This window comes from Rubneribacter sp., assembly GCF_965361815.1.
In genome coordinates this window covers 1-11,112 of the sequence record NZ_CBDTNW010000084.1, presented here as the reverse complement: position 1 = coordinate 11,112, position 11,112 = coordinate 1, and the positions used below count along the sequence as shown (strand labels likewise).

The 11,112-nt window shown below is 66.2% G+C and carries 11 protein-coding genes; 3 read left to right on the top strand and 8 right to left on the bottom strand.

Annotation, left to right across the window (positions count from 1 at the left end):
* The 7 genes from ACWKY3_RS06250 to ACWKY3_RS06220 all read right to left on the bottom strand — a co-directional run.
* Positions 1-433: argininosuccinate synthase domain-containing protein (locus tag ACWKY3_RS06250; RefSeq protein ID WP_449315565.1), on the bottom strand; the 433-nt coding region annotated here is incomplete at its 3' end.
* 237 nt (positions 434-670) lie between these two features.
* Positions 671-1,099 carry an arginine repressor gene (locus tag ACWKY3_RS06245; RefSeq protein ID WP_449315564.1) on the bottom strand — a complete coding sequence of 143 codons (429 nt, stop codon included), beginning with the start codon at positions 1,097-1,099 and terminating at the stop codon, positions 671-673.
* 239 nt (positions 1,100-1,338) lie between these two features.
* Positions 1,339-2,607 carry an aminotransferase class III-fold pyridoxal phosphate-dependent enzyme gene (locus tag ACWKY3_RS06240; RefSeq protein ID WP_449315563.1) on the bottom strand — a complete coding sequence of 423 codons (1,269 nt, stop codon included), beginning with the start codon at positions 2,605-2,607 and terminating at the stop codon, positions 1,339-1,341.
* Positions 2,608-2,619: 12 nt separating this feature from the next.
* Positions 2,620-3,603 carry an acetylglutamate kinase gene (gene argB, locus ACWKY3_RS06235; protein ID WP_449315562.1) on the bottom strand — a complete coding sequence of 328 codons (984 nt, stop codon included), beginning with the start codon at positions 3,601-3,603 and terminating at the stop codon, positions 2,620-2,622.
* A complete protein-coding gene (argJ, locus tag ACWKY3_RS06230; protein ID WP_449315561.1) occupies positions 3,600-4,910 on the bottom strand; it encodes a bifunctional glutamate N-acetyltransferase/amino-acid acetyltransferase ArgJ in 1,311 nt (436 codons plus the stop codon). The genes argB and argJ overlap by 4 nt, the downstream gene beginning before the upstream one ends.
* A gap of 33 nt (positions 4,911-4,943) precedes the next feature.
* Complete coding sequence (argC, locus tag ACWKY3_RS06225; protein WP_449315560.1) at positions 4,944-6,008, bottom strand: N-acetyl-gamma-glutamyl-phosphate reductase; 1,065 nt, start codon at positions 6,006-6,008, stop codon at positions 4,944-4,946.
* Between the two features lie 225 nt (positions 6,009-6,233).
* Positions 6,234-8,042 carry a polysaccharide biosynthesis protein gene (locus ACWKY3_RS06220; protein ID WP_449315559.1) on the bottom strand — a complete coding sequence of 603 codons (1,809 nt, stop codon included), beginning with the start codon at positions 8,040-8,042 and terminating at the stop codon, positions 6,234-6,236.
* A 166-nt stretch (positions 8,043-8,208) separates the two neighbouring features.
* On the opposite strand from ACWKY3_RS06220, the gene ACWKY3_RS06215 reads away from it, so the two are divergent.
* Genes ACWKY3_RS06215 through ACWKY3_RS06205 form a run of 3 tightly spaced genes read left to right on the top strand, consistent with a single transcriptional unit; the run spans position 8,209 to position 10,487 of the window.
* Positions 8,209-9,510 (top strand): glutamate-cysteine ligase family protein, encoded by a 1,302-nt coding sequence (locus ACWKY3_RS06215; RefSeq protein WP_449315558.1) that lies wholly within the window; start codon positions 8,209-8,211, stop codon positions 9,508-9,510.
* On the top strand, positions 9,507-10,022 hold the full coding sequence (locus ACWKY3_RS06210) for an FKBP-type peptidyl-prolyl cis-trans isomerase (protein ID WP_449315557.1): 516 nt from the start codon (positions 9,507-9,509) through the stop codon (positions 10,020-10,022). The genes ACWKY3_RS06215 and ACWKY3_RS06210 overlap by 4 nt, the downstream gene beginning before the upstream one ends.
* 36 nt (positions 10,023-10,058) lie before the next feature.
* Positions 10,059-10,487 (top strand): FKBP-type peptidyl-prolyl cis-trans isomerase, encoded by a 429-nt coding sequence (locus tag ACWKY3_RS06205; RefSeq protein ID WP_449315556.1) that lies wholly within the window; start codon positions 10,059-10,061, stop codon positions 10,485-10,487.
* On the opposite strand, the gene ACWKY3_RS06200 is transcribed toward ACWKY3_RS06205, so the two are convergent.
* On the bottom strand, positions 10,462-11,112 hold a 651-nt coding region (locus ACWKY3_RS06200), incomplete at its 5' end, for a hypothetical protein (protein ID WP_449315555.1). The two genes, ACWKY3_RS06205 and ACWKY3_RS06200, sit on opposite strands and share 26 nt — an antisense overlap.

Sequence of the window (11,112 nt, the reverse complement as noted above, 5' to 3'; positions counted from 1 at the left end):
GGATCTCGATGTCGGGATCGAGCATCGTGATGCTGGCCTCGAAGCGCACCTGGTCGTTGCCCTTGCCCGTGCAGCCGTGGGCGATGTGCTTCGCGCCGAACTTGTGCGCGGCGTCCACGAGGTGCTTCGAGATGAGCGGCCGCGAAAGCGCCGAGACGAGCGGGTACTTGTTCTCGTAGAGGGCATTGGCCGCAAGCGCCTTGGACAGGTACTCTTTGGCGAACGTGTCCCGCATGTCCACGACGAGGCAGTCGAGCGCGCCGGCCTTGAGGGCCTTCTGCTTGATCTTCTCAAGCCCCTCGTGCTCTTGCCCCACGTCGCCGACCACGGCGATGACGTCAAGCCCCTTCTCCTCCTGAAGCCACTTGATGCATACGGAGGTGTCGAGGCCGCCCGAGTACGCGAGTACGACTTTGTCTTTCTGATCAGCCATGACGATAGTCCTTTCCCTATGGGTTCGCATTTGCGGGTATGCCCGGGTCTACGATGCGGGACACAGGCGGGGCGCGGATTCGCACGACCGGGAGTCGGCATGCGGATACACGAATTCCTGTGCGCATCGCGGCTTTTCGCGACGGCGTGAGCGCCGGGCGGCCCTCACGGCTTCATGCTGCTTGGCAGCGTTTGGGAGAAGAGGGAGAAAAGCGTCCCTCGCGCAAAAGACAGACGACTAACGTCGTCGCAGACGGTCGATGGCGCGCTCGACCTCGATGGCCATCTCGGGGCTTTCAGCCGCGATCATGATGGTGTTGTCGCCCGCCACGGTGCCCAAGGCGCCACGCAGGTTGGCTTTGTCGAGCGCGGCGGAAACGCCGGCGGCACCGCCGGAAAACGTCTTCACCACCACCATGTTGCCAGCCACGTGCACCTCTTCAACCAGTTCGGAAACCATGCGCTGGAGCCGCATCTCCTCGGGAAGAACGTAGAAGCCCTCCCGCGACTTCACCAGACCCATGTCCATGATGTCGCGGGAGATGGTCGCCTGCGTGCATTCGTAGCCTGCGGCCTGCAGCTGGTTCGCAAGATCCCGCTGCGTTTTGACATTGTGCTCGCGAATGATGTCGCGAATAATGTCATGCCGTTGCTGCCGCTTCCTCATGCCTGCGATTCTCTCTGTTCTCCGAGGATAAACACATACGGTTCCACTTTCGCATTTTCGCATGGCGTATGCAGAATCGCGCAAATACGCCTCGAAAATATGCAGTAAATAGTACCTTATATCGGGAGGCTTCGGGTCCAGAATTTTCAAAAGTGCGGAAAGATTCCCGCAAACGCGGCCTCCCGCCCCGCCCCGACCTCCAGAACGCCTGGAAGCCGGGACGGGGCGCCATCGATCGCTCAGAGGATGCGGCCCAGGCGCTCGCAAAGCGCGTCGACGTCCGCCTCCGCGCACACGAGCGGGGGCAGGAAGCGCAGCGTGCGCGGCCCGGTGCTGTTGAGCAGCAGGCCCTCGTCCAAGCCTGCGGCCACCACGTCGGGCGCGCTCGCGCCCTCGTCCAGATCGGCGGCCACCATGAGGCCCAAGCCGCGCACCTCGGCCACATGGGGCAAGGCGGCGAGCTTCTCGCGCAAGTAGGCGCCGACGCGCTCGACGCTTTGGGCGACGCCCTCGTCGGCAAGGGCGCGCAAGGTTGCCTCGGCGGCCGCCATGGCAAGGCAGCTGCCCCCGAAGGTGGAGCCGTGGTCGCCCGCCGCGAAGGAATCGGCCACCTCCGCCCGCGCGGCGCACATGCCCATGGGAAAGCCCGAGGCGATCCCCTTGGCGATGGTCACCACGTCCGGCGCCACGCCGAAATGCTGGAACCCGAACGGATGCGTGCCGCACCGGTAGACGCCGCATTGGATCTCGTCGCACATGAGCAGGGCGCCGCGCTCCTGCGTGAGGCGCCGGGCGGCTTGCAGGAACTCGGCCGTGCAGGGGTGCACGCCGCTCTCCCCTTGGACGCACTCCACCATGAGCGCGCAGATCGCATCCCCCTGCTCGGCAAACAGCGCCTCCAAGGCGTCCACGTCGTTGATGGACGCGCGGACGAAGCCGTCGGGCAGGGGCTGGAACGCCTCCTGCTTGGCGGGTTGCGCCGTGGCCGCAAGCGTGGCGAGCGTGCGCCCGTGGAAGCTGTTGCCCAGCGTGACGATGATCCGCGGCGCCGCGTCGGCAGCGGCGCGGGCGGCGTCCTCGTCGGCGCCGGAGGCAAGCGCAGCGGCGTGGGCGCGCTTCTTGGCATGCAGGCGCGCCAGCTTGAAGGCGCACTCGTTCGCCTCGGCGCCCGAGTTCGAGAAGAAGCTTCGCCACGGCGCACGCTCCTTTTCGGGCACGCACGCGTTCAACAGGTCCGACACCGCGCGGGCAACTTCGCCGCGATGTTCGATGTAGTAGTAGTTGCTCACATGCACGAGCGTTTCCGCCTGGTCGCGGATCGCCGAGACGAGGGCCGGATGGCAGTGGCCCAGGCTGACCGCGCCCACGCCGGACACGAAGTCCAGATACGCGCGGCCTTCGGAATCCTCCACCCGCATGCCCCTGCCCCGCACCAGCTCGACCGGCTTGCGGGCGTACGTGCCCATGACGTAGGCGGACTCGAGCCGCTCTTCCTCGTTGAAACCCATCGTGCGCGTCTCCTAACCGTTGATCGAAGCGCCGGATCCGTTGCCGGGCAGGCGGTTTTCTATGAGCTTCGAAGCGAAATTGCCCAGAGGATGCGCGTCGAACGTGCACGCCTCCTCGGTGGAATGCATCGTGGTGCCCACGCCCGTGCTGGTCAGAAGCTCCAGCAACAGGGCATGCGGCGTGGTGCCGTTCAGGATGTGAGCGCGGAACACGCCCGATTCAAGGGCGTTGATGCACGACTTCAGCTTGGGGATCATGCCGGTGGACACGATGTTGTTCTCCACCATGTACTGCGCCTCGAACAGCGTCAGGTTGGAGATGAGCGTGTCCTTGTCGTCGAAGTTCTCGTACAGGCCGTCCACGTCGGTGAGGAAGATCACCTTGTGCGCGCCGATGGCCGCCGCGATGTGCCCGGCCACCATGTCGGCGTTCACGTTGTAGAAGCCCCCGTCCTCCCCAAGCGCCACCGACGCCACGACGGGAATGTAGTCGCCCTCCACGAGGTCGTCGAGCAGCGGGCGGTTGATGCGGGTGATGCTCCCGACGCGGCCGAGCTCGGGATCGGCCTGCTTGGCCACGATGACGCCCGCGTCGGCGCCGGACACGCCGACGGCGAAATTGCCGTGGGCGTTGAGCGTTTCCACAAGTTCCTGGTTCACCTTGCCCATGAGCACGGTGCGCACAAGCTCCATGGCCTCGGGCGTGGTGACGCGCTGGCCCTCCCTGAACTCCACGGGCAGCTGCATGCGGTCCATGGCCTCGGTGATGGCCTTCCCTCCGCCGTGGACGATCACGGGGTTCACCCCGACGATCTTGAGCAGCACGATGTCGCTCATGACGTCGGCGCGCAGCTGCTCGTCCACCATGGCCGAGCCGCCGTATTTGATGACGACGGTCTTTCCGGTGATGTTCTTGATCCAGGGGAGCGCCTCGACGAGGACCTCCGCCGCCTTATGCGATGCGCCCTTCGGGCGCGTGTCCTTTGCGTACTTCATGATCGGTAATCTCCGTTTATCGTAACGTAATCGTGCGTGAGATCGCACGTCCAAACCGTGGTTTCCTCATCTCCCGCGCCCAGATCGACGTCGATGACGACCTCCGGGGCCTCAAAGCGCCGCAGGGCCTCGTCCTCGTCGAACGCGACGGTCAGGCCGCCGCGGCACACGGGCATGCCCATGATGTCGATGGCCGCATCCTCCTGGCGAAACGTCGCGCCCGACTTGCCGATGGCCGCCGCGATGCGGCCCCAATTGGCGTCATGGCCGTACACCGCCGTTTTGACGAGCGGCGAGTTGGCCACCGCGCGCGCCGCCGCGTCGGCGTCGGCGGGCGTGGCGGCGCCGGACACGTTCACCGTGACGAGGCGCGTCGCGCCTTCTCCGTCGGACGCCATGGCACGGGCAAGGCTTTGGCACACCGCGCAAAGCGCCTCCTCGAACCGCTCGAACGCAGGGCCGTTGGGGTCGAAGGCCGGCGCGCCGCCCGAAGCGGCGGCGCCGCTCGCGAACAGGAAGCACGAGTCGTTCGTGGAGGTGTCGGAGTCCACCGTCACCTTGTTGAAGCTCTCGCCGACCGCGCGGACGAGCGCCCCGTGGAGCGCGTCGGGCGCCACGGGGGCGTCGGTGGTGAGCACCGCGATCATCGTGGCCATGTCCGGCATGATCATGCCGGATCCCTTTGCCATGCCGCCCACCGTGAACGTGCATCCGTCGTAGCCCGCGCCGTCGCCCGAAAACGTCGCGACGGCCTCTTTGGGCCGGGTGTCCGTGGTCATGATGGCACGCGCGGCGTCGGAGCCGCCGGCGATCGAGAGCGCGGCCGCAGCCGCGGGCACGCCGGAGACGAAGGGATCGAGCGGCAGATGAACGCCGATGACGCCCGTGGAGGCGACGAGCACCTCCGACGCCGGGCAGCCCACCGCGTCAGCTGCGATCTGCGCTGTGCGGCGTGCGGCCTCAAGACCGGCCTCACCCGTGGCGGCGTTCGCATTGCCCGAGTTCACCACCACCGCGCGCGCGGTTCCGTAGCCCGCGCCGTCCAGCTGCTCGCGCGACACCGCAACCGGCGCCGAGCAGAACACGTTCTTGGTGAACACCGCAGCGCATGCGCACGGCTCGTCAGCCACAACGAGCGCCAGGTCGAGACGACCGGGCTCCTTGCGAAAGCCCGCGTGGATTCCCGCCGCGCGAAAGCCCCGCGCCGCCGTCGCGCCGCCTGCGCCCTCCGGAGGAGGGACTGCGGCCCCGAACGGGGCCGAAACGGGACGCAAAGGCGCCGGAGCCGTGGTCTGTTGCATCATCATGGCAGCCTTTCTCTTGCTGGCGATCGGCGGGGATCAGACGGGAACGGCGATGGACTCGAGGCCGCGGGCCTCCGGAAGGCCCCACACCCTGTTGGCGCACTGGACGGCCTGGCCGGCCGCGCCCTTCGCCAAGTTGTCTATGGCGCACACCGCGACGAGCATGCGCGCGGATCCGTTGACGGCCACGCCGACATGAGCGTAGTTGGTGCCGACGACCGAGGAGGTCTTCGGCATAAAGCCTGCATCGAGCACGCGCACGAAAGGCGCGTCGTCATAGAACGAGCGGTAAAGCTCCACGACCTCCGCCGCGTCGGCGGGAGCGTCGGGCGCAAGGGGAAGGTTCACCGTGGAGAGAAGCCCGCGGTTGAGCGGGGCGAGATGCGGCGTGAACACGAGGCGGCCCTCCAACCCGAGAATCTGCTCGATCTCGGGAGTGTGGCGATGCGTGGCCACGCCGTACGCCTCCAGGTTTTCGTCGGCAAAGCAGAAATGCGTGCGGGACGTGGCCTTCTTGCCCGCCCCGGTGACGCCCGATATGGCATCGACCACAACCGGCGCGCCCTTAGCGACAATCCCTGCGCGCACGGCGGGCGCTGCGGCGAGCGAGGTGGCCGTGGGATAGCATCCCGCGCACCCCACGAGCGCCCCGCGCCCGGCCCGCCGGTCCTCCGCAGCGCGGGCGAGGTCGTCGCCGAACAGCTCGGGCAGGCCGAACGCGGCGCGGGCAAGCAGGTCGGTTTGGGTGTGGGGCGTGGCGTACCATCGCTCGTAGACGCCCGGGTCCTTCAGGCGAAAGTCGGCCGACAGGTCTACCACCACAGCGCCCCTCTCCACAAACCGCGGCGCCATGGCGAGCGCCGCGGTGTGCGGCACGGCCAAAAACACAAGGTCGCACTCATCGAGCGCCGGATCGTCGTGCGAGGCGAACACCAAATCGGTTGCTCCGAGAAAGCCGGGGTACTCCGCCGACACGGGCGTGCCGGCCAGCTCGTTGGAGGTGACAACGGACAGCTCGAGATCGGGATGGCGCAGCGCAAGCCTCGTCAACTCGATGCCGGCGAACCCCGCCGCCCCCACGATACCCGTCGCGATCGCCATGTCGATCCCTCCGTCCTCCGGCCCGATACGCGGGCGCGATGCTTCGCGGCCCCTCGCCCGCCCATGTGCCCGACGGCGGGGACCCGCATTGACGGATACCATCCTAGGAAAGTTCGAACCTTTTGACAAGCGGGGAAACGAAAACGCAACGCACGAAACCAGGCTGGAGCAAGGAGGAAGGAAACGGTGAGCGGAAGCCGGCCCGCGGGGAGTTCGGCGATCCCCTCACCTGTTGGGAGTGTGGCGGTACGTGGGCACGGCGTCCTCCAGAATGGCCACCGCTTCGGCGTCGGTCTTCTCCAGGGCCGCCTCCAGCTCTTTGAGCTTCGCAGCCACCTCGTCGTAGCCGATGTCCTGACCGGTGGACACCATGATGGACTGGTTGTCCGTGGGAAGCGTGCTCTCCTCGTCCATGAGCAGCTCCTCGTACATCTTCTCGCCTTCGCGCAGGCCGGTGAACGCGATTTTGACGTCCACGTCGGGCGTGAGGCCCTGAAGCTGGATGAGCCCTCGCGCCAAGTCGACGATCTTGACCGGCTCGCCCATGTCAAGGATGAATATCTCACCGCCACGCGCCATGCCGCCTGCTTGAATGACCAGGCGCGACGCCTCGGGAATGGTCATGAAGAAGCGCTCGATGTCCGGGTGGGTGACGGTGACCGGCCCTCCGGCCGCTATCTGACGCTGGAACACCGGGATGACGCTGCCGTTGGAGCCCAAGACGTTGCCGAAGCGCACGGCCGAGAAGATGGTCTTCGACGTGCGGGCGTAGTACTGCATCACCATCTCCCCCATGCGCTTGGTGGCGCCCATGACGCTGGTGGGGTTCACCGCCTTGTCCGTGGAGATGAAGATGAAGCGCGCAGCGCCGTAGGCGTCGGCCGCGCGCACGGTGTTGAGCGTGCCGAACACGTTGTTGCGCAGCGCCTCCCGCGGGCACGCCTCCATGAGGGGCACGTGCTTGTGGGCCGCCGCATGGAACACCGCGCCGGGACGGTACTTCTCGAACACCTCCCTCACGCGCCGCTCCTCGCACACGCTGCCGATCTCGATGACCACGTCGATGTCGTCGTATTCGGACAAAAGCTCGTTGCGCAGCATGTAGGCGTCGTTCTCGTAGATGTCGAAGACGACGATGCGGGCGGGGGCCACCGCGCACAGCTGCCGGCACAGCTCGCTGCCGATGGAGCCGCCGCCGCCTGTGACGAGCACCGTCTCGCCGGCGATGTAGCCGGACACGGCGCGGGTGTTCAGCACGATCTCCTCGCGGCCCAGAAGATCCGCCACATCGACGTCACGCAGCCGAACATCGCCTATCTCGTCGAGCGAGAGCTCCCGCACGTTGGGCAGGGTGCGCAGCTTGCAGTCGGTTTTGGTGCACTCCCCGTAGATGCGCTTGCGCTCTTCGGGCGTGGAAGAGGGGATGGCCACCACGATCTGCTCGATGCCGTACTTGTCCACAAGGTTCACGATGTCGTCGGTGGTGCCCTCCACCTTCACACCGTGGATGCGGCTGCCGCGCTTGGCCCGGTCGTCATCGGTGGCCACGAGGGGGATTCCGGGCATGAGGGGGTCCATCGAGGCCATGCGTCCGATGGCGAGCGATCCGGTCTCGCCCGCGCCGACCACGAGCGTGCGGGGGCGGTCGCAGGGGCGCTGCGCGGACGCCAAAGCGCGCCCTTTTTGCCGCATGACCCGGAACAAAAACCGCATGCCGCCCATGAAGAAGATGAGCAGGAAGCAGGCGACGAAGAACACACGGATGGGAAGCCGCACGTCTATGACCCAGAGGAACACCGCGCCGCCGAGCGTGGAGAGGACCACGGCCAAGACGATCTGGATGACCTCGTCGACGCTGGCGTACTCCCACAAATTGTTGTACAGGCGGAACATGGCCAGGACCACCACGTTGATGACGGCGAGGATGCCCAAGATGAAATAGATCTCGTTGTTGACGAACACCTCTCCCTCGACGTCGGTCAAAAGGGAGGCGAGCCAGTAGGCGGCGTACGTCGCAAATATGTCGAGCAGCAAAAGCAGCGCTGTTCTTTTTGTGATATGAACGTCCAAACCCAGCCTCGTCCTCGAATGGAAAAACGAATGGATTCCGATTTGCCGACAAGGTCGGCGACCGAAAGAGTATTGTATACAAAGTACGGTACGATTGCATGGAAGGTGCAGGGTTCAGGGAGCTTGCTACATGAATAAAACAGTCGCATGCGAACGACGCGACGCGCCGGGCGAAGTTCGCAACCAACCCGCGAGAAAGAGCAACATCGATGCTCTGACGGCGTACTTCGAAAGCGGCGTGAAGCCGGCGGGAACGCACGGCGATCTGGGGATAGAGCTTGAGCATACCATCGTGCGCGATGACGGATCGCCGGTCCCCTACCGCGGCGAGCACGGCGTGGCCTGGCTGCTCGATCAGCTGCGCAGCTCCTATCCCGACGTCACGACGGACCCGGAAGGGGACCTTCTGGGCGTGTCGCGTCCCGGAGAGGCCGTCACCATCGAGCCGTCCGCGCAGCTGGAGCTTTCGGCGGGACCGTTCGCCAACCTGGCTGCGGCGGAAAGGGCGTTCGCCTCGTTCGAGGAGCTGCTCGAAGGCATCCTCTCCCCCCTTGGCATGAGGGCGATCACGGAAGGGTACCACCCCACGGCGGCAGCGCGCGACCTTGAGCTCATCCCAAAGCAGCGCTACGACTTCATGAACCGCTACCTGGGAGAGCGGGACACGTGCGGACCGTGCATGATGCGCGGAAGCGCGTCCACCCAGATCTCCATCGACTACACGAGCGTCGAGGACTGCCTGCGAAAGCTGCGCCTGGCCTACGCCGCCGTGCCGCTGCTGTCGCTCATCTGCGACAACGCCCCTGTGTTCGAAGGGACGCCCCGCACGCGCAAACTGGTCCGCACGCACATCTGGCGCCACGTGGACAACGACCGCTGCGGCCTGGTCCCCGGCGTCCTCGATCCCTCGTTCACGCTGCGCCGCTACGCCTCCTACATCTTGGACACGCCCGCGATCCTGGTCCCCTGCTCTGACGGAGGATGGCGCTACTCCGAGCAGACGTTCGGCGACATCTACGCCGAACGCACGATGACCCGCGCGGAGGTGGAGCACGCGGTGTCGATGTTCTTCAACGATGTCCGACTGAAAACCTACATAGAGATCAGGCCGGCCGACGCGATGCCCGTCCCCTACGCGCTGGCCTACGCGGCCCTCGTCAAGGGCCTGTTCTACCTGCCGGAGAACCTGGATGTGCTCGACGCTCTGTTCTCGCACGTGCGGTCCGCCGACTACGAGCGGGCGAAGGTCGACCTCATGGCGCGCGGCTACGAAGCCGAGGTGTACAAACGCCCTGCGGCCAAGCTGTGCGACCGGCTCTTCGAGCTGGCCCGTCGCGGGCTTGACGCCGACGAGCAAGCGTACCTGGAGCCTTTAGGAAACCTGGTCGAAAGGCGCATCACGCTGGCCGACCTGGCCGAGGAGAAACGGTGAGCAACGAAGGCCGGATGGCGACGGTGACCTTTCGGGGGTTTTTCGACGACGGGACCGTGTTCATCGACCAGACCGCGCAGCCCGTGGAGTTTCCCTGCATCGACGGATGGATGCCGCCGGCCTTCGTCAACGCGGTGCGCGGCATGGCTCCGGGCGAGACGCGCACCGTGCGCGTGGGCGCCGACGAGGCGTACGAGGAAAGGACGCCCGACCGCCTGCTGAGCATCCCGCTTGAAGACGTTCCGCAACAGGTTCGTTTGGCCGTGGGCGAGATAGCCACCCTCGAGCGCCCCGACGGGAGCGCCTATCCCGCGCGTCTTGTGGAGGTTGGGGAAACACAAGCCGTTTTCGATTTGAACCATGACGCCGTCTGCAAGGCGCTGAACTTCGAAATCGCCTTGCTGAGCGTGCGGGACCTTCCCGACCGGATGCGCTTTGAAACCTCTTTTGGAACTTGTGGCGAGTTGGAGCAGGCTCGGTCCGAGGACCGAAACGCGCACCCGCTCGGGTAAACTGACGGCATCGACCCCGACGAAAAGGAGCTCTCCATGAGCAACGAAGGCAAAATTGTCAAGGTGCATTACACGGGAACGCTCGACGACGGATCGAAGTTCGATTCGTCCGTCGATCGCGGCGAACCCATCGAGTTCACGTGCATGGCGGGCCAGATGATCCCCGGGTTCGACGCCGCCGTGAAGGACATGGCCGAAGGCGAGACGAAGACCGTGCGCATCCCCACCGGCGAAGCGTATGGAGAGAGGGACGAGAACCTGGTCAGGCGCATGCCCATCGACCGGATCCCCGACGGGGACAAGCTCCCCGTCGGACAGACCGTGTATATGATGGGACCGGGAGGGCAGCCCTTCCCCGTGCTCGTCAAGGCCATCGAAGACGGCATTGCGACGCTCGACATGAACCACAACCTCGCCGGCGAGGCCCTCACCTTCGAAATCACGTTGGTGGAGGTTGCCGACTAGCCGCCTGGCGCCCGACCCGACCAAGGCCGGGCGCCGCCCTCACGAGCCGACGGCACAGGTCAAGCTCGCACAGGAGGTTGAGGCGCCCGACCCGGTCGGCCGACGCCGACCGGTAGCCGAGATCGAGCGGATCCGGCACCGCAAGCCCGAAGGCGCGCGCCCGCTCCGCCCGCAGATCGGATGCCGCAGCGGGCAGACCATCCGAATCCGCAGGAGAGCCCAACGCCCAAGCGGCCTCCTCCCGCATCCTCCCCGCGACGGCGGCGTCGTGCGCGAACCCGAAGAACGTCATTTCCCAGAACGCGGAGGCGAGCGCGAGGTATCGCTCGCGGACGCACCACCTCCCGTCCAGGCACACGCGGCTCGCCAGCACCGTTTCCCACGGGTCCGCCGAGTAGACGCGCACAGGCAAAGGCTCCTCGAAAACGGCTTTTCCGGCCTCGTGCGAACCGAGTGCCCGCGCTGCGGCGGCCACGTCGTCGGCGAGAAGCAGGCGAGCCCCCACGCGCCGCTCGATCAGGCCCGTATCCCCCTTGAGCACGAATGACTTGGCCGGCAGGATAGCGGGGGCACGGACGCGCTCTCTCTTCTTCGGTAGCGACCGCACGAAGGAGAAGGGAGAGCG

Coding starts and splice junctions, on each gene's coding strand:
- ACWKY3_RS06245 (WP_449315564.1), bottom strand. CDS start 1,099: ATGAGGAAGCGGCAGCAACGGCATGACATTATTCGCGACATCATTCGC.
- ACWKY3_RS06240 (WP_449315563.1), bottom strand. CDS start 2,607: ATGGGTTTCAACGAGGAAGAGCGGCTCGAGTCCGCCTACGTCATGGGC.
- argB (WP_449315562.1), bottom strand. CDS start 3,603: ATGAAGTACGCAAAGGACACGCGCCCGAAGGGCGCATCGCATAAGGCG.
- argJ (WP_449315561.1), bottom strand. CDS start 4,910: ATGATGATGCAACAGACCACGGCTCCGGCGCCTTTGCGTCCCGTTTCG.
- argC (WP_449315560.1), bottom strand. CDS start 6,008: ATGGCGATCGCGACGGGTATCGTGGGGGCGGCGGGGTTCGCCGGCATC.
- ACWKY3_RS06215 (WP_449315558.1), top strand. CDS start 8,209: ATGAATAAAACAGTCGCATGCGAACGACGCGACGCGCCGGGCGAAGTT.
- ACWKY3_RS06205 (WP_449315556.1), top strand. CDS start 10,059: ATGAGCAACGAAGGCAAAATTGTCAAGGTGCATTACACGGGAACGCTC.